Below are 17,805 nucleotides of genomic sequence, written 5' to 3'. Positions count from 1 at the left end.
GCGGCTATGACGACGCCCAGCGACGAGGTTCGGTTCAGGTCTGCCCTGGACGACGTACAGGCTTACAAGCCCGGCAAGCCGCCCGTGCGGACGGATGGCCGTCCGACGTACAAGCTGTCGAGCAACGAGAACCCGTACCCGCCGCTGCCCGGGGTGCTGGAGGCCGCGACCGCCGCGGCCGCCAGCATGAACCGGTACCCGGACAACGGCTCGGTGGCGTTGCTGGAGGCCTTGTCGGCCCGGTTCGGCGTACCGACCGAGCACATCGCTGTCGGCACTGGATCCGTCGCTGTGCTGTTCCACCTGTTGCAGGCTGCTTGCGAGGCTGGTGACGAGGTTGTGTACGCCTGGCGCTCGTTCGAGGCTTACCCGATCGCTACCAAGTTGAGTGGCGCGACGCCGGTAGAGGTGCCGTTGACGGCTGACGCGCGCCACGACTTCAAGGCGATGGCTGCCGCCATTACGGACCGCACGCGCGTCGTACTGGTCTGTACGCCGAACAACCCGACCGGTCCCGCCGTACGGACTAACGAGCTGCTGGAGTTCCTGGACGCGGTGCCGCGCAACGTGCTCGTCGTAGTCGATGAGGCCTACCGGGAGTTCATGCGCGGGGAGGACCTCGTGGATGGCGTAGAGGTCTACCGGGATCGCCCGAACGTCGCCGTACTGCGTACCTTCTCGAAGGCGTACGGACTGGCCGGGTTCCGCGTCGGGTTCGCCATCGGGCACGAGCCGACCGTGGCGGCCATCCGCAAGTGCGCGCTGCCGTTCGGCGTGAGCCACGTCGCGCAGGCTGCGGCGGTCGCTTCGCTGGAAGCCGAGAAGGACCTGCTGGAACGAGTCGAGACCCTCGTCGCGGAACGGACCCGTGTAGTCGACGCGCTGCGCGGTCAGGGCTGGGACGTCCCTGAGGCGCAGGGGAACTTCGTATGGCTCTCGCTCGGTGACGACACCTTGGCCTTCGCGACGGCGGTGGATGCCGAGGGCGTCTCGGTCCGGCCGTTCCCCGGTGACGGTGTCCGCGTCACGATCGGTGAGCCCGAGGCGAACGACGCCTTCCTGGCGGTCACGGCCAGCTGGCGCCGGTGAGCCTGGTCTGGATCTCGGGCGCCTCGGCCGGGATCGGCGCCGCCCTCGCCGCCTCGGTCCCGTTCGCGGACGCCCGCGTCATCGACATCTCCCGCCGCGGCGGTACGACGGCCGGGCACGTCGCCGCCGACCTGGCGGATCCCGCGAGCTGGCCGATGGTGGAGCAGCACTTCAGCACCGAGCTCGAGCAGTACGACGGACCGCGCGCCGTCTTCGTACACAACGCGGGCACCATCGAGCCGATCGGCCCGGCGGCAGAGGTGGATCCCGGCGACTACACCCGGGCGGTGCTGCTGAACTCCGCCGCGCCGCAGATCCTCGGCCGGGCCTTCCTGCGCGCCTCGGCCCATTTGTCCTGCCCGCGCCGGCTGATCCTCGTCACCTCCGGCGCGGCCCGTACGCCGTACCCGGGCTGGTCGTCGTACGCCGCGGGCAAGGCCTCGGTCGATCACTGGGTCCGCACGGTCGGAGCGGAGCAGGGGGTGGCGGGTTGCCAGGTCCTCGCGGTCGCTCCCGGGGTGGTCGACACCGGCATGCAGGCGGTGATCCGGGCGGCGGACTTCCCGGCGGTCGAGCGGTTCCGTGAGCTGGCCGAGACGGGTGGTTTGAGCACGCCGGCCGATGCGGCGGCAGGGATCTGGTCGTTGCTGGATCGGGAGCTGCCGAACGGCTCCGTGGTGGATCTTCGCACGCTCGGCCGAGCTCGCTGAAATCCGGCGAACGCTGTGTACCGTTGGCGGTAGAACTGAGACGTGGTTGAGATTTCGGCCGGTCAACGTAGCCGGTCCGGCGGATCGCCTGTCGGCGACACGCCGCGCGAACCGGCCGTAGGTTCAAGGTGATGACTTCCCTTACATGGAAGGGATTTCGCGCTTCTGGTAACCGAGTGACATTTGTTGCCCCCAGCCCGTAACGATCCCCGGATGCCTTCGTTGGTAGTTGGCGTCAGCAGAAGTCGGCTGATGAATTTGCTCATTCCAAGGGCGCGACGGCTGCTGGGTCACAAAACCGGCGCCGGTCGTGCTGGAATCCGGAGGTTTTTTAATGGAGCAAGGGGCGAAGCAGCGCCGTGCAGGCGCGCTTCCCAAGTCCGGTCGTGCGGCCGTGGCGTTCGTAGCGATGGCGTCATCCGCCGCGCTCGGATTCGCCACGCTGTCGACCGCATCGGCGGTGGAGAGTGGTTCGGCGGGCTCGGTGGTCGCCGAATCGCAGACCTCCACGTTCGTCGACGCGAACTTCAACGCGGGCAAGGCCGGCTGGCAGGGCTACCAGGAGTACTCGGTGGGCTGCTTCGCGCGGGGCGTCACCTGCTCGAAGATCGACAACGTCTACAAGGCCAACGGCGGCAAGAACGGCGCCGGCGACGGGTACCTGCAGTTCAAGGGCAACTCCCCGGCCGTGTTCCCGTGGTTCTACGGCCAGGCGTCGTACTCGGTCTGGCGTTCGCCGGAGTTCACCTTCACCGCGGCCAACGCCAAGGCGATGGTGCTGGACTTCGACTGGCGCGCCACGATGGCTTCGTACGCCATCGGCTGGAACGGTATCCAGGTCGAGCTGCTCGACTCGGACAACCGCGTCGTCAAGACCGCCATGCCGGCTCGCCTGTCGGTGCCGACCAACAACTGGTCGCACTACCAGGTCGCGCTGGACGGTCAGTCGGACCTGAAGGACGGCGAGCAGTACCGTCTCTCCTTCGTGGCGATCAACTACACGGGTCCGTCGGCTGCCACGCTGGGCAAGCACGACATCGACAACGTGAAGCTCGTTGGCACCAACGACCCGTCGGTCGACCCGGTGATCCAGTGCCGCAAGGACTACACCAGCCACGAAGAGGCCATTGACGCGGCGCTCGAGGACGGTGCGGGCAGCTTCTGCTCCGTCACCGAGCCCCTGGGCGACTCGCTGAAGCCGGCTTCGAAGATCGTCGACGCCCTGTCCAAGCAGGAGGGCATCGCCAAGCTGCTGGAGACCGGTAACGGCGCCTTCATCGTGCTCGACAAGTTCACCGGCCACGTGGCCGGCTGGGCCGTCGGCCGTAACAACATTCCGAGCACCGACCCCCGTCGTCTGTACATGTGGCTCGACGGCGGCAACGTCGGCGGCGCCGCGGACTTCGCGGTCGTTTTCGTCGTCAGCAACGCGGAGCACGTCGTCAAGGAGACCTTCGGTCACCCGGACGGCCTGGTCGGCGCGGTGAACGGCGTGCTCGAGGGTCAGCTGGAAGCCGCTGGCCAGGTCCTGAGCGACCCGGTCGGCGAGGCGCTGGACATCGACGCCAACTGGACCATCGCCAACGTCATGTGGCACATCAACACCCTGCTGGGTGGCAAGGGCACCGTCGGCGACGGCCTGCCCACCGGTGGCCTGCCGATCGACATGCCGAAGCTGGATGGCGTGAAGAAGGCCAACGCCGGCAAGAAGGGCGACCTGCCGGGTCTGCCCGGTCTGCCGAAGCTGCCGACCGAGGGCAAGCTGCCCACGGAGGGCAAGCTGCCGGTCGACGGCAAGCTGCCGCTGCCGAACAAGGAACTGCCGAAGCTGCCGAACGGCGAGCTCCCCAAGCTCCCCGCCGGTCGTTGAGACCAGTAGTTCCTAGCTAGACCCGCTGCCGCGCGCATCGGCAGCGAGAGGAGGACCCGGGCACCCCATGGGAGCCCGGGTCCTTCGCTTTGCCCGGAAACGCTAGGGCTTGGTGCGGCTGAGGCGTTCGGCGCTGACGACCAGGCCGACGCCGACGACCACGATGGCGCCGCCGAGCAGGATCTTGCTGGTGACGGGTTCGTCCAGGATCAGCCAGCCGAGGAACACCGCGACCGCCGGATTCACGTACGCGTAGGTGCCGATCAGCGAGATCGGCGCGTTGGCCAGCAGGTAGGCGTAGGCGCTGTACGCGAGCAGCGAGCCGAAGACCACCAGGTACGCCAGCGCGAGCCAGCCCGACACCTCGATCGACGCCGGGTGCAGCCGGCCACCTTCGCCGGTGACGAGCCCGATCAGCACCATCGCCGTACCGCCGATGGCCATTTCGTACACGCTCGCGACCAGCGGATCCTTCGGCAATCCGAGCCGGGGTGAGAACCGCGAACCGATGGCCCAGCTGATCGAACCGATGATCACCAGCGCGATCGAGAACGGCCGGGCGCTGGTATCGCCGCCGGACAGGCCGAGCATCGCCGCGCCGGTGAAACCGACGCCCACGCCGATCCAGGTGAACAACCGCGGCCGTTCGCCACCGGCCACGCGCAGCAGGATCAACCACAGCGGTACGGACGCGACCAGCAGCGCGGCCAGACCGGACGGCACGCTCTGCTCCGCGACCGCCACCAAGCCGTTGCCGAAGGCAAGCAGTAGCAGACCGACGACACCCGCGCCGAGCAGTTCGCGCCGGGTCACCCGGAGGCGCTGCCGGCCGGACCGGATGGCCAGGATCATCGCCAGCAGGGCGCCGGCGATCAGGAAGCGGCTGGCCATGCCGAGCATGGGTGGAATGTCGGCCTCCACCACGACCCGAATGGCCAGGTAGGTCGAACCCCAGACGAAGTAGATCACCAGCAGCGCGGACCAGATCATCGCGGGCGAGGCGCCCGGACGCGCACCCGCTCCGGCTGGGGCGGTACTGATGGCGGTCATCGTGGACCTCGCTATTCGTGAGCGACGAATGGGTCAGGGGTAAAACGACCCAATGATGCTGACACTATGACCGCGAGGGGTGCCGCGGCAAGGTGGTTTCGGCCTGGATTCGACCGGCGGTGGTGACGCCTCGAAGGCGTCAGGTGACGTACGGTGAGAGCTCGGTGAGCTAGCCGGAATTGGTACGGATCTGTGACAGATGCCGCTCCCCGTCGCAATCAGGTGTCACATCCGCGAATCCAGCGGAAAGTTGCCGTGTCAGGTGACCAGTGGCCGGACTGGTGTCTCACCATGGGACCGGAACTCCGTACTGCCGTACGAACCAGCGTCCAGACAGTTCGCAGAAGCATGGTCTGCTCTGTACGGTGTCCGGCAAGATGGGCAGTGGATACCACTGCGGAGGTGCATAACTGGATCCACGCGGTCCTGACGACTAGGCCTCACCCGGCTGAATCGAGTCGGGGCCCGTGCAACGTTGCGGACGCGGCGATCCCGCGCCGAACCCCGAGGAGTGCATGTGAGTGAGTCGGTGCCGGGAATCTCCCCGGAAGTGTTCGCGCCCGCTGAGGCGCCCGTCAGCCCCAAGCAAGCCAGCGAAGAGGTCGAGTTCGTTCAGTTGCTGACGCCAGAAGGTGAGCGCGTCGAGCATCCGGACTACTCCTTCGATCTCGACGACGACGCGATCAAGGGCTTCTACCGCGATATGACCCTGGTCCGCCGGATCGACACCGAGGCGACCGCACTGCAGCGCCAGGGTGAGCTCGGCATCTGGGCCTCGTTGCTCGGCCAGGAGGCCGCGCAGATCGGCTCGGCCCGCGCGCTGAACTCCAAGGACATGGTCTTCCCGACCTACCGCGAGCACGGTGTCGCCTGGTGCCAGGGCGTCGACCCGCTCAACCTGCTCGGGCTCTTCCGCGGCGTGGACCAGGGCGCCTGGGACCCGCGGGACAACAACTTCCACCTCTACACCATCGTCATCGGCGCGCAGACCCTGCACGCGACGGGTTACGCGATGGGTCAGCAGCGCGACCACGTGATCGGTGACGCCGAGAACGGTGAGGCGACGATCGCGTACTTCGGTGACGGCGCCAGCAGTCAGGGCGACGTGAACGAGGCGTTCATCTACGCCTCGGTCTTCAACGCGCCGGTGGTCTTCTTCTGCCAGAACAACCAGTGGGCCATCTCGGAGCCGATCGACCGGCAGACCCGCATCCCGCTGTACCAGCGCGCGGCCGGCTTCGGCTTCCCGGGCGTTCGCGTCGACGGCAACGACGTACTTGCGACCTACGCGGTCACCCAGGCGGCGCTGCGCCGGGCCCGTGAAGGCAGCGGCCCGACGTTTGTTGAGGCCTACACCTACCGGATGGGCGCGCACACGACGTCGGACGACCCGACGAAGTACCGGCTGAGCGAGGACCTCGAGTACTGGAAGCTGAAGGACCCGATCGAGCGCGTGAAGGCGTACCTGATCCGCTCGGGCGCGACCGACAACAACTTCTTCGACTCGGTCGAGACCGAGGCCGACGAGATCGCGGCCAAGCTGCGCGAGGGCTGTCTGTCGATGCCCGACCCGGTGCTGACCGACTTCTTCCAGCATGTGTACGTCGACCAGACCCCGCAGCTCGACGAGCAGAAGGCGCAGTTCGCCGCCTACGCCGCCTCTTTCGAAGGTGAGGGCCACTGATGACGAAGATCACCCTCGGCAAGGGCATCAACCTCGGCCTGCGCCACGCGATGGAGAACGACCCCAAGGTCGTCATCATGGGCGAGGACATCGGCAAGCTCGGCGGCGTCTTCCGGGTCACCGAAGGCCTGCAGAAGGACTTCGGCGAGGACCGGGTGATCGACACCCCGCTGGCCGAGTCCGGCATCATCGGTACCGCGGTCGGCCTGGCGCTGCGCGGCTATCGCCCGGTGTGTGAGATCCAGTTCGACGGCTTCGTCTTCCCGGCGTACGACCAGATCATCAACCAGGTCGCGAAGATGCACTACCGCTCGATGGGCAAGCTGAAGATGCCGATCGTGATCCGGATTCCCTTCGGTGGCGGTATCGGCGCGGTCGAGCACCACTCGGAGTCCCCGGAGACCCTGTTCGCGCATGTGGCCGGCCTGAAGGTTGTCGCCTGTGGCGATCCGGTCGACGCCTACTGGATGATCCAGCAGGCCATCGCCTCGGACGACCCGGTGGTGTTCTTCGAGCCGAAGCGGCGCTACCACGAGAAGGCCGAGCTGGACGAGACCGTTCCGCCGGCGTACCCGCTGCACAAGGCGAAGGTGGTCCGCGAGGGCACCGACGCCACGCTGTTCTGCTACGGCCCGATGGTGAAGACCTGCGTGCAGGCGGCCGAGGCCGCGGTCGAGGACGGCCGCAACCTCGAGGTCATCGATCTGCGCACGATCTCGCCGCTGGACCTGCCGACGATCTTCGAGTCGGTCAAGAAGACTCGGCGCGCGGTGGTTGTGCACGAGGCGCCGCTGTCCCTCGGCCCGGGCTCCGAGCTCGCCGCCCGCGTCACCGAGGAGTGCTTCTACCACCTGGAGGCGCCGGTTCTGCGCGTCGCCGGTTACGACACCCCCTACCCGCCGTCGCGGATGGAGGAGGAATACCTCCCCGATCTGGACCGGGTGCTGGACGGCGTCGACAAGGTGATGGGGTACTGATGGGCATCCAGCAGTTCAAACTGCCCGACGTCGGTGAAGGCCTGGTCGAGGCCGAGATCGTCGCCTGGAAGGTCAGGCCGGGCGACACGGTCAAGCTGAACGACACCATCGTCGAGATCGAGACCGCCAAGTCGCTGGTGGAACTGCCCGTGCCGTTCGCCGGCGTGGTGGCCGAGCTGCTCGTGCCCGAGGGCGAGACCGTGCCGGTCGGTACGCCGATCATCTCGGTGCGCACCGAAGGTGGCGAGGACGCCCCGGTGGCTCCTGCCGCGGATGACGCGGAAGAGGAGATCGAGGCGGGCAAGATCGGTGGTGCCGCGCCAGGTGGCCGGACCGCGATCCTGGTCGGCTACGGTCCCAAGACCACTGAGGCCAAGCGCCGTCCGCGTAAGGGCGCCGAGGCTCCTGCCGCTGCTCCTGCGTCTGCCGTCGCCCCTGTGGCTCCGGCGGCTCAGGTCGCGGCACCGGCTCCGGAGATCGCTCCGGTCGAGGTGCCCGCCGCTCCCGCCGCTTCGGTCGCTCCCGCCGCTTCGGTCGCTTCGGTCGCTTCAGTCGCTTCGGATGCGAAGGTGCTGGCGAAGCCGCCGGTGCGCAAGCTCGCGAAGGACCTCGGCATCGACCTGGCCACCGTCACTGCGACCGGCCCGGGCGGCATCATCACCCGCGCCGACGTCGAGTCGCACGGTACGACGGCCGCTCCCGCGGCTTCAGCACCGGTGCAGGCGGCGGCCCCGGCCGCCGTGGCCCCGGCGCCGGGCCAGACCGAGACGCGCATCCCGATCAAGGGCGTGCAGAAGGTGATGGCCCAGGCGATGGTCGCCAGCGCCTTCACCGCACCGCACGTGACCGAGTGGATCACCGTCGACGTCACCGCCACGATGGAACTGGTCGAGCGGCTGAAGACCGATCGCGCCTTCCGGGACCTGAAGGTCAGCCCGCTGCTGATCCTCGCGAAGGCCGTCACCCTGGCCGTGCGCCGTACGCCGATCATCAACGCGGCGTGGGACGAGGCGGCCCAGGAGATCGTGCTCAAGCACTCGGTCAACCTCGGCATCGCCGCCGCCACCCCGCGCGGGCTGATCGTGCCGAACATCAAGGGCGCCGACGCGATGTCGCTGCCCGAGCTGTGCGCCGCGCTGAACAACCTGGTCGCCGTCGCCCGCGAGGGCAAGACCCAGCCGGCCGATCAAGCCGGTGGCTCGTTCACGATCAGCAATGTCGGCGTCTTCGGCGTCGACGCGGGCACGCCGATCATCAACCCGGGTGAGGCCGCGATCATGGCCTTCGGTGCGGTGCGCAAGCAGCCGTGGGTGGTGGACGACGAGATCGTGCCGCGCTGGATCACCACCCTGGCGCTGTCGTTCGACCACCGCCTGATCGACGGCGAGAAGGGCTCGATCTTCCTCAGCGACGTGGCCTCGATCCTCGAAGACCCGTCGCGGGCGCTGCTGTTCTGATTCGACCCGTTTGACCGGCCGACGTCCGGCGGACCCTTGCGTTTCGATGCAGGGTTCGCCGGACGTCGTCGTTGTCGGGCCGTGGGTGTTTTGGCTGAGATCGAAGGCGTTGACGAAGGTGCGGCAGCTACCTACGTTCCGTAGCAGCACCGCCCACTGATGGAGACCGCCATGCGTCGTCTGCTCCTCACTTCCCTCGCTGCCGTCACTGCGATCGCTGCGTGCCTGCCAGGCCTCAGCCCGGTCCCGGCCGTTGCTGTTCCCGAAGCCGATCCGCCCCTGGGCAACCTGGCCCCAACGCCTCCGATGGGCTGGAACTCCTGGAACCGCTTCGAGTGCAACATCAACGAGCAACTCATCCGGGAGACTGCGGACGCCCTGGTGTCGTCAGGGATGGCCGCTGCGGGCTACAAGTACGTCAACATCGACGACTGCTGGATGGCCTCGCAACGAGATGGCGCCGGGCGGCTCGCTGCGGACCCGGCACGCTTCCCCAGCGGCATCAAGGTGCTGGCGGACTACGTACACGCCAAGGGCCTCAAGCTCGGCATCTACTCGTCAGCCGGCTCGCACACGTGCCAGGGCCGTCCTGCCAGCCTCTACCACGAGGAGGTTGATGCGCGGACTTGGGCGGAGTGGGGCGTTGACCTGCTCAAGTACGACAACTGCGGCCAGCAGGACGGCATCCCGGCCAAGGAGCGGTACAAGCGGATGGGCGACGCGCTAGCCAAGGCAGGCCGGCCCATTCTCTACAGCATCTGCGAGTGGGGGCAGAACCAGCCGTGGCTCTGGGGCGCCGAAGTTGGCGGCCACCTGTGGCGAACCACTGGGGACATCACCGACACCTGGGCCAGCGTGATGGACCTCCTGGACCAGCAGGTCGGTCTAGAGGCCTACTCCGGCCCGAACAAGTGGAACGACCCGGACATGCTGGAGGTAGGTAACCCCGGCCTGACACGTGGCGAGAGCCGTGCCCACATGAGCCTCTGGTCCCTGCTCAATGCGCCACTGATCGCCGGGAACGATCTACGCTCGATGGACTCGTGGACCCGGTCGGCCCTGACCGATCCCGACGTACTGGCCGTCAACCAGGACTGGTCCGGGCGACAAGGCGCGAAGCTCCGGGACGACGGTCTGACCGAGGTGTGGTCGAAGAAGATGTCCGACGGCTCTGTCGCAGTGGTCCTGCTCAACCGCTCACCAGAGACCGCGGTCATCAGTACAACGGCTGCGGCGCTTGGCCTTTCCGGGACGAGCTACACGGTCAAGGACCTCTGGAGTAATACGACCCGCTCGTCGGCCGGTACGGTCCGGGCCCACGTCCCGTCGCATGACGCCGCGATGTTCCGGATCACGCCGGGCGCGGCTGCCGGCGTACCACCGCTTGTGACGGTTGAGCCGGTCTCACCCACGCCGTACGTCGATGGCGCGCGCCCGGTCGACGTACAGGTGCGGGTGCACAACGACGGGACCGAGGCCGTCTCGGATGCGCGGGTGACGCTGACGACGCCGGAGGGCTGGGAGGCTACTCCGGGCGGTAGCGCCGCGATTCCCTCGATCGCGGCAGGCCAGACCGGTACGGCGACCTGGAAGCTCTCGGCGGATCGGCCGGACCCAGCGACGGTTGTACTCAATGCGTCGGCCAGTTGGACCTGGGGACAGCAGGTACACGGTGCAACGGGCTCGGGCCGATTCACCGTCGTCAAGACACCACCCGCGGGTAAGTCGTTCTTGTCCGACCAAACCTGGTTGTACGCCGACAACGGGTGGGGCCCGATCGAGCGGGACCAGAGCGTGGGCGAACAAGCAGCGGGCGACGGCCGGCCATTGACGATCGGCGGGGCGGTTCACGCCAAGGGTCTCGGGATGCATTCACCGGGCTCAGTCGGGTTCTACCTCGGTTCGCAGTGCAGCCGGTTCACGGTCGCCGCGGGGATCGACGACGAGGTGGGCAACAACGGACAGGCCCGGTTCGAGGTCTGGGGTGACGGCCGTCGGCTCGCGCAGGCGGAGGCGACTGGCGCGGGTGGCGCCGTACCGCTGGATGTTGCGGTGACGGGCGTGACCACGCTGGAGCTGCGGGTCGACCCGATGGGGGAGAACCTTTACGACCACTCGGACTGGGGCAATCCCGAGGTGACCTGCGTCGGTACCCCGCCACCCGCGGGTGAGTCCGTGCTGTCCGACCGGCCCTGGCTGTACGCCGAGAACGCCTGGGGTCCGCTCGAACGGAACCAGAGCGTTGGCGGTCAGGGCCGGAACGACGGCCGGCCGATGACCGTCGCGGGCAAGGTCTATCCGAACGGGCTGGGCGGCCACGCGAACGGCAAGGTCGGCTATCACCTCGGCGGCAAGTGCAGCCGGTTGAACCTGGCGGTAGGGATCGACGACGAGGTGGGGGATCTCGGCCAGGTCCGGTTCGAGGTCTGGGGTGACGGCCGCCGGCTGGCGCAGGCCGAGGCCACCGGCGCGGGCGGCGCCGTACCGCTGGACGTCGCGGTGACGGGCGTGACCACGCTGGAGTTGCGGCTCGACACGGCCGGTTCGCCCGACTACGACCACGCGGACTGGCTCAACCCCCAGCTCACCTGCGCATAATTCCCCCAGCTGATCTGCGCATGAAGAAGCGCGTCCGGCGGATTCCGCCGGACGCGCTTCTTGCGTTCAGATCAGCGCTCTTGCTGTGCGGTCAGCGCTGAACGGCGTCGAGGGCGTCGACGAGGCCCTCACCGAAGAACGCGTTCTTCGCGGTGCTGCCGGTGCAGCGCGCGTCGACCGGAGCGATCGGGCACGCGACATCGTCGGCCTGCTTGTGCAGGGCGCGGGTCAGCTCGCGCGGACCCCACCACGGGTGCACCGACTTCATCAGCGCGGCGACACCCGCCACGTGCGGTGAGGCCATCGACGTACCGCTGGAGGTGCCGTAGCCACCGGGAACGGTGGAAAGAATGCCGCGCCCCGGAGCGGCGATGTCGATGACGTTGAGCCCGAGGTTGGAGAAGCTGCTGCGAGCACCGCTCTTGTCGGTGCTGGCGACGGTGATCACGCCGGGCAGCTCGGTCGGCATGTCCAGGCAGCCCGCGTTGATCGGACGGGTGACCGGAGTGGAGTCGTTCGGGCTGCTGCTGTCGGTGGTCTTGTTCGCCAGGTCGTAGTTCGAGTTACCGGCGGCGGCAACGGACAGCACGCCCTTGTTGGTGGCGAAGTTGACGGCCTTGCGAACGGCCTGCTGGACCGCGCCCTGGTCGCCGTTGTCGTTGCACCAGAATTCCCACGGGTCGATGAAGTAGCTGTGGTTCGTTACGTCCATCCCGCGCTCGGCGGCCCAGATGAAGCCACAGATCGCGTACTCCGGGTAGATGTAGCCGTCGGGGTTCACCACCTTCACCGAGGCGATCCGGACACCCGGGGCGACACCGACGATGCCGACGCCGTTGCGGGCGGCAGCGATCGTGCCGGCCACGTGGGTACCGTGCGAACCGCTCGGACGCCAGGAACCCGGCGTGGTGTCCGGACGGCCGTTGTTCACGCAGCTGACCGAGTTGGCCGCGTCGAAGTTCGGCTTCAGGTCCGGGTGCTCGTCGTCGACGCCGGAGTCGTTCACGCCGACCAGCACCTTGCGCGAGCCGTCGGTGATCGCGTGCGCCTTGTCGGCCTTGATGGCCTGCATGTCCCACTGCTCGCCCTCGCGGGGGTCCGGCACCGGTGCGGCGGTCTCCTGACCGGCGGCGGAACCGACGGCCTTCGCCCGGGCGGCGGGGCCTTCCGAGACGGCGGCGGTGCGGGTGGCGCCGGCCGACTGCACGAAGCGGCCGAACAGGCCGGTCCGGACGTCACCACGGAAGTCCGGGTTGGTCGACTGGGCGATCACAACGCCGATCTGCGGCCAGGACTGCACCACCGAACCACCGGCGGCCTCGATCGCGCGCTCGGCGAGCTTGCTGTGGCCGGGATTGGCCTTGGTGTTGACCACGTAGTTCATCAGCGGGCCACTTTCGTCCACCGGCACCGCCTGAGCGGTACTGGTGCCGAGCGAGACGATCGCCAGCGTGGTGATGGCCAGACCGGCGGTGAGCCGGGTACGACGCGAGGTCCGAGTCAACGGATTCTCCTTGGACGGGACAATGGAACTCCCCGACTGTAAAGCGCGGGTCAAGAGTTGTGACCGGGCCAGCGGCAAGCCTGGGGAAAACCTGCGGACCGCCCTCACCGGCTGTGCCGAAGGTGACCCTGCGCGACGATTTCGAGATGTATGTAAGATAGATACAACAGGCATTTATCTTGTACGCATCACCGGCGCGGTGTTGCCGGAAGGAGTTGGGTGAGTAGCGGGCGGGGATCGTCGAGTGAGACGACAGGGGAGTTCACACTCGGTGAGGAAACAACGGAGATCGCCCGGATCGTGGCGGACTCGGCGCCCGGGGTGGAGCGAATCCCCGCAGCGGAACGGGTCTACGCCTTTGTGAAGGCGGCAATCCTGGACCGGGTCTACCCTGGCGGTGAGCTGCTGACCGAAGGTCAACTGTCCGAGGCCGTTGGTGTTTCCCGTACGCCGGTGCGCGAGGCTTTGCTGCGTCTGGAGTCCTCCGGGCTCGTCAAGCTCTACCCGAAGAAGGGTGCGCTGGTCCTGCCCGTGCTGCCGCAGGAGATCAACGACGTCCTAGAGGCGCGCGAGTTGATCGAGACCCACGCGGCCGCCAAGGTCTGGCCCCGGCGCAAGGAACTGGTCGCGGCGCTCGAACCACTCCTGCGCGAGATGCGCGTGCACCGGCGGGCGAACGACGCCAAGAAGTTCCTAGAGGCGGATCGGGCCTTTCACGAGGCCATTGTCGGGGCCGCCGGCAACGAGATCCTCGCGAAGCTCTACGACAGCTTGCGCGATCGCCAGGTCCGGATGGGCGTCAAGAGCATTATGGTCGCTCCGGCGCGGATGGACAGCTCGATCGCAGATCACCAGCAGATGATCGACGCCCTCGGCGGTAACAGCGGCAAGCGGTTCCGCGAGTTGGTTGTCGCGCACATCCACAACGCCGCGACCCACCTCCGGGGTCTGCAGTGACCGAACTCCTCCATCCCCTTGGCGGCAGGCGCGCCTGGGCGGTGTGGGTGACGGCTGTCGTCACTTACCTCGTCACCGTGCTGCACCGAGGCTCGATGAGCGTCGCCGGTCTGCAAGCGGCTGAGCGGTTCGACATCTCCGCGTCCGCTCTTGCCAGCTTCACCGTCGTACAGCTCACGGTGTACGCCGCGATGCAGGTACCCGTCGGGATCCTCCTGGACCGGTACGGCTCGAAGCGCCTGCTCGTCGCGGCCTCGGCCTTGCTCTTCGTGGCTCAAACCGCCTTCAGTCAGGTCGAGTCGTACCCGGCAGCTCTAGCGGCTCGGGCCCTTCTGGGCGTCGGTGACGCCTTGGTCTTCATCAGCGTGTTGCGCGTGCTCATGCTGTGGTTCCCCGCGCTGAAGCAGCCCGTGATGTCCCAGGCCACCGGAATGCTCGGAGGGCTCGGGGCGATCGGAGCCACCGTGCCAATGGCCGCGGCTTTCCGTCACTTCGGCTGGACGCAGACCTTCGGCGGAGCCGCCCTGCTCAGCCTCGTCACCGGTGCCGCCGTACTGTTCCTGCTCAAGGACTCGCCGTACGACGAACCACTGCACCGTACGAAGCAGTCCCTGCAAGAGGTACGGAACAACGTCAAGCGGGCGTGGAAGACGCCGGGCACTCGGCTCGGCCTGTGGACGCACTTCACCACTAGCTTCTCGGCGGGTACGTTCGGCCTGCTCTGGGGATTCCCGTTCCTGGTGAAGGGCGAAGGCCTTTCCCCGACTACGGCGGCCACCTTGCTCGTACTGCCCGTGCTAGCCGGTATTTGCTACGGGCCGGTCGTCGGCCGGTACGCCGCTCGCTACCCGTTCTACCGTTCGTGGATCGTGTTGGCGGTCATCGGCGCCGCTGCCGCGATGTGGACGGTTGTACTCGTTTGGCCGGGCCGAGCACCTTTGCCTGTGTTGATCCTGCTCATCGTCGTACAGGCCGCGTGTGGGCCCGGCTCGATGCTCGGCCTGGACTACGCGCGTACGTTCAACCCGGCGACGCGCTTCGGCGCCGCGAACGGCATCGTCAACACCGGCGGCTTTATCGCCACGTTGATCTGCATCGGGGCCATCGGCGTAGTGCTCGACTTGTCGGCCGGTGGAGCCGCGCAGACCGTCGGCGACTACAAGTGGGCCTTCTGCGTCCAGTACGTGCTCTGGGCCGTAGGCGTCATCCAGATCCTCCGCTACCGCCGCCGCGCCCGCGCCACCCTCGCCCGCTACAACCCCGAGGTCTACGAAGCCCTCCGCGCCAACCGCGTCCTCCCCCTCACCTGACCGCCCCGCCGCCGCGTTGCATCCCGTTCATCGGACCCTTGTGACGCGGCGTGTCGGCATTCATCGGACTCTTGTGACCACGCGAGCCCTTGGCCATAAGAGTCCGATGACACGCCGGAGGTTGGTCACAAGCGTCCGATGAACCGCGACACGCCGCGTCACAAGCGTCCGATGAACCGCGACACGCCGCGTCACAAGCGTCCGATGAACGGTATGCAGCGGCGGGTCAGGTGGGGGTGAGGGGGAGGGCACGGCGGTCTACTTTGCCGGTGGCGGTGCGGGGGAGTTCGGGTAGGAAGACGATGTCGCGGGGGACTTTGAAGCGGGCGAGGTTCTGCCTGATGTGGGACTTGATCGTGTCGGCGTCGAGCGGGCTGCCCGGGTCCTTGACGACGAAGAGCCGGAGCCGCTGACCGAACTCCTCATCCGGTACGCCGAACGCGGCCGCCTCGGTCACGCCGGGCATGGCGTCGACGAGGTTCTCCACCTCGATCGGAAAGACGTTCTCCCCGCCGGACACGATCATGTCGTCGTCACGCCCGTCCACGAACAACCGGCCACCTGTGTCGAAGTGCCCGAGGTCGCCCGTACTGAGCAGGCCGTCGATCATCTCCTTGGTTCCACCGCCGGTATAGCCGCTGAAGGCCAGTCCGTTGCCGACGAAGATCCGCCCGGTGACGCCGGCACGAGTGACCGCCCGCCCGGCATCGTCGTACAGCCGGACCTGGCAGCCGTGCGGTGGGCGCCCGGCGCATCCCGGCGCGGCCAGCCAGTCCGCGGGCATCGCCACGGCCGCGACGGCCACTTCGGTCGAGCCGTAGAGGTTGTGCAGTACCGGGCCGAAGGTCTCCATCACCCGATTGCCCAGGTCCGTCGGCAGCAGGGCGCCCGCGCTCATCAGTACGCGTAGACGGCTCGTGTCGTAGGCGCCGAGTACGTCGGGCCCGAGCGCGAGAATTCGCTGCAGCATCGTCGGTACGACGATCAGGGCGGTCGCCCCATGATCGGCCATACCCTGCAGCGTGGCCAGCGGGTCGAACCGCCTGCGCAGGATCATCGTGGAACCCAGCGCCAGCGTCATGATGAACTGGGTCAAACCCGTGCCGTGGAAGATCGGCGCGGCGATGTACACGACGTCACCCCGGCGCAGCGGGACCCGCTCGAGGAATTGGGCCGCGATCAAGGGTGAACGTACCTGCCGCGCGGCGCCTTTTGGAGTGCCCGTCGTGCCGCCGGTGAGCAAGACCATGCCGGCTTGTTCCGCCGGCGGCCCGAACGAGTCTCCGTCGGCGGACGCGATCAACTGATCCAGGCTCGCCTCGGCGTCACTGTCGGAGTTGCCCCAGGCAACAAAACGCCGTACGCCAGCGTGAATTGCCGAGAGCAACGAGCCGAACTCCGCGTCGTAGACCAGGACCGAAACGCCTTCCCTGGTAGCGACATCGGCCAGCTGGACCCGGCTGAATCCGGTGTTGAGTAGGACCAGGCGCGCGCCGAGCTTGCCGCAGGCGATCATCGCGTCGACCGCGCCACGATGATCGCGACACAGTACGCCGACCACCGCGCCCGGCCGGATCCCGATCGCGGACCACGATCGCGCCAGCGCGTTGGCCCGGCGGTCGAGTTCGCCGTACGTCAGTCGGCCGAGGTCGTCGATCAGCGCCAGGTCCGCCGGATCGCGCCGGGCGGCGATGTGCGCGGCGCCCGCGATCGGCCCGAGCCGGCGCATCGCGAGCGAGGTCTGGGCGGTCAGCAACGGGTGGCGGAGATCGAGCAGTCCCGCGCGGCGCAGCACGGAGACGGCGTGGACTTTGTCGACAACAGCCGGGGCCATAGGCCACCTCCGTGGCGGGAGAGAAGCGAAAAGCTGTCTTTTCACTTAACTACTGGCGCGTACTGTAGGAGCACGGTCGCTACCATGACAAGACTTCGCGCCAGACCAATCGCCGAGAGGTGTCATGACTGAACCCGCTACCCGCCGCTATTCCGGGCGCTCGGTCGACGAGTGGAAGGCGGCTCGCCGGGAGCGGTTGATGGAAGCCGCGTTCGAGTTGTTCGGCACCGAGGGCTATACGTCCACCTCGGTGGAACGGCTGTGCGCGCACGCGAAAGTGTCGACCCGGCACTTCTACCACGAGTTCCCGAACAAGGAAGCCGTGCTGCTCGCGGCCCACAAGCACATCATGGAGACCGGCGTTCAGGGCACCACCGCGGCCCTGGCGGAGCACATGAACGACAAGGTGCCGGTGCGGGTGCGAAGCGCGGTCGACGCTTACCTGCGGATGGTGATGTCGGACCTGCGCCGGGCCCAGCTCTCGTTCGTCGAGGTGGTCGGTATCAGCCCCGCGCTGGAGCATCAGCGGCTGGCGTACCGCGAAATGCTGGTCGCGACCGTCGTGCACATCGGCGAGACCGGCGTCGCGCGCGGCGAGATCAGCCCGAAGGACTTCCGGTTCCTCGGGTTGTCGTTCATCGGCGCGGTCAACACCGTGGTCTACGACTGGATGGTGTGCGATCCGCGCCCGCCCGCCGACGAGGTCCGCGAGGCGCTGATCAATCTCGGCCTGAGCCTGATGCTCGACTGACGTGAGCCGCGGAC

13 protein-coding genes are annotated in these 17,805 nt (G+C 67.7%); 10 read left to right on the top strand and 3 right to left on the bottom strand.

The genetic code is table 11. The annotated features are described in order from the left end of the window. Positions 1-6: 6 nt before the first annotated feature. The 3 genes from hisC to ACFFGN_RS12035 all read left to right on the top strand — a co-directional run bounded on the left by hisC (position 7) and on the right by ACFFGN_RS12035 (position 3,669). A complete protein-coding gene (gene hisC / locus ACFFGN_RS12045; protein ID WP_380046539.1) occupies positions 7-1,089 on the top strand; it encodes a histidinol-phosphate transaminase in 1,083 nt (360 codons plus the stop codon). Further along, on the top strand, positions 1,086-1,799 hold the full coding sequence (locus tag ACFFGN_RS12040; protein WP_380046537.1) for an SDR family NAD(P)-dependent oxidoreductase: 714 nt from the start codon (positions 1,086-1,088) through the stop codon (positions 1,797-1,799). Before hisC ends, ACFFGN_RS12040 begins: the two co-directional genes overlap by 4 nt. A 334-nt stretch (positions 1,800-2,133) precedes the next feature. After that, positions 2,134-3,669, top strand: a complete 1,536-nt coding sequence (locus ACFFGN_RS12035) for a hypothetical protein (RefSeq protein WP_380046535.1) — start codon at positions 2,134-2,136, stop codon at positions 3,667-3,669. 102 nt (positions 3,670-3,771) lie between these two features. Here ACFFGN_RS12035 and ACFFGN_RS12030 read toward each other — a convergent pair whose 3' ends face one another. Next, the gene (locus ACFFGN_RS12030; protein ID WP_380046533.1) at positions 3,772-4,719 is read right to left on the bottom strand and encodes an EamA family transporter; all 948 of its coding nucleotides are present in this window, start codon (positions 4,717-4,719) and stop codon (positions 3,772-3,774) included. A gap of 517 nt (positions 4,720-5,236) precedes the next feature. Here ACFFGN_RS12030 and pdhA point away from each other — a divergent pair. The 4 genes from pdhA to ACFFGN_RS12010 all read left to right on the top strand — a co-directional run bounded on the left by pdhA (position 5,237) and on the right by ACFFGN_RS12010 (position 11,435). Next, positions 5,237-6,403, top strand: a complete 1,167-nt coding sequence (gene pdhA, locus ACFFGN_RS12025; protein ID WP_380046531.1) for a pyruvate dehydrogenase (acetyl-transferring) E1 component subunit alpha — start codon at positions 5,237-5,239, stop codon at positions 6,401-6,403. Then, positions 6,403-7,380, top strand: a complete 978-nt coding sequence (locus ACFFGN_RS12020) for an alpha-ketoacid dehydrogenase subunit beta (protein WP_380046529.1) — start codon at positions 6,403-6,405, stop codon at positions 7,378-7,380. The genes pdhA and ACFFGN_RS12020 overlap by 1 nt, the downstream gene beginning before the upstream one ends. Then, positions 7,380-8,837 carry a dihydrolipoamide acetyltransferase family protein gene (locus ACFFGN_RS12015; RefSeq protein ID WP_380046527.1) on the top strand — a complete coding sequence of 486 codons (1,458 nt, stop codon included), beginning with the start codon at positions 7,380-7,382 and terminating at the stop codon, positions 8,835-8,837. Before ACFFGN_RS12020 ends, ACFFGN_RS12015 begins: the two co-directional genes overlap by 1 nt. A 171-nt stretch (positions 8,838-9,008) precedes the next feature. Next, on the top strand, positions 9,009-11,435 hold the full coding sequence (locus ACFFGN_RS12010; RefSeq protein ID WP_380046525.1) for an NPCBM/NEW2 domain-containing protein: 2,427 nt from the start codon (positions 9,009-9,011) through the stop codon (positions 11,433-11,435). 91 nt (positions 11,436-11,526) lie between these two features. Here the strand turns inward: ACFFGN_RS12010 and ACFFGN_RS12005 are convergent, their stop codons facing one another. After that, entirely contained in the window at positions 11,527-12,939 is a 1,413-nt protein-coding gene (locus ACFFGN_RS12005) for a S8 family serine peptidase (protein WP_380046523.1), read from the bottom strand. Between the two features lie 219 nt (positions 12,940-13,158). Here ACFFGN_RS12005 and ACFFGN_RS12000 point away from each other — a divergent pair, with 219 nt between their 5' ends. Together ACFFGN_RS12000 and ACFFGN_RS11995 are read left to right on the top strand one after the other, a co-directional pair. Further along, a complete protein-coding gene (locus ACFFGN_RS12000) occupies positions 13,159-13,896 on the top strand; it encodes a GntR family transcriptional regulator (RefSeq protein ID WP_380046521.1) in 738 nt (245 codons plus the stop codon). Positions 13,897-13,943: 47 nt separating this feature from the next. Further along, positions 13,944-15,206 carry an MFS transporter gene (locus tag ACFFGN_RS11995; RefSeq protein WP_380046519.1) on the top strand — a complete coding sequence of 421 codons (1,263 nt, stop codon included), beginning with the start codon at positions 13,944-13,946 and terminating at the stop codon, positions 15,204-15,206. Positions 15,207-15,432: 226 nt separating this feature from the next. Here the strand turns inward: ACFFGN_RS11995 and ACFFGN_RS11990 are convergent, their stop codons facing one another. Then, positions 15,433-17,040, bottom strand: coding sequence for an AMP-binding protein (locus ACFFGN_RS11990; RefSeq protein WP_380046517.1), 1,608 nt, complete (start codon positions 17,038-17,040; stop codon positions 15,433-15,435). A gap of 124 nt (positions 17,041-17,164) precedes the next feature. Here ACFFGN_RS11990 and ACFFGN_RS11985 point away from each other — a divergent pair, with 124 nt between their 5' ends. Further along, the gene (locus ACFFGN_RS11985) at positions 17,165-17,791 is read left to right on the top strand and encodes a TetR/AcrR family transcriptional regulator (protein WP_380046515.1); all 627 of its coding nucleotides are present in this window, start codon (positions 17,165-17,167) and stop codon (positions 17,789-17,791) included. Positions 17,792-17,805: the final 14 nt, after the last annotated feature.

Origin of the sequence: Kribbella deserti, assembly GCF_042434725.1 — a bacterium.
In the GTDB taxonomy this organism is placed as follows: Bacteria; Actinomycetota; Actinomycetes; order Propionibacteriales; family Kribbellaceae; genus Kribbella; species Kribbella deserti.
The sequence above is the reverse complement of the archived record's forward strand: the minus strand, read 5'-3'. Positions and strand labels throughout refer to the sequence as shown.

Bases quoted from the DNA above. Each gene is read 5' to 3' on its own strand.
- ACFFGN_RS11990 (WP_380046517.1), bottom strand. From the start codon at position 17,040: ATGGCCCCGGCTGTTGTCGACAAAGTCCACGCCGTCTCCGTGCTGCGC.
- ACFFGN_RS12035 (WP_380046535.1), top strand. From the start codon at position 2,134: ATGGAGCAAGGGGCGAAGCAGCGCCGTGCAGGCGCGCTTCCCAAGTCC.
- hisC (WP_380046539.1), top strand. From the start codon at position 7: ATGACGACGCCCAGCGACGAGGTTCGGTTCAGGTCTGCCCTGGACGAC.
- ACFFGN_RS11985 (WP_380046515.1), top strand. From the start codon at position 17,165: ATGACTGAACCCGCTACCCGCCGCTATTCCGGGCGCTCGGTCGACGAG.
- ACFFGN_RS12015 (WP_380046527.1), top strand. From the start codon at position 7,380: ATGGGCATCCAGCAGTTCAAACTGCCCGACGTCGGTGAAGGCCTGGTC.
- ACFFGN_RS12020 (WP_380046529.1), top strand. From the start codon at position 6,403: ATGACGAAGATCACCCTCGGCAAGGGCATCAACCTCGGCCTGCGCCAC.
- ACFFGN_RS12010 (WP_380046525.1), top strand. From the start codon at position 9,009: ATGCGTCGTCTGCTCCTCACTTCCCTCGCTGCCGTCACTGCGATCGCT.
- ACFFGN_RS12030 (WP_380046533.1), bottom strand. From the start codon at position 4,719: ATGACCGCCATCAGTACCGCCCCAGCCGGAGCGGGTGCGCGTCCGGGC.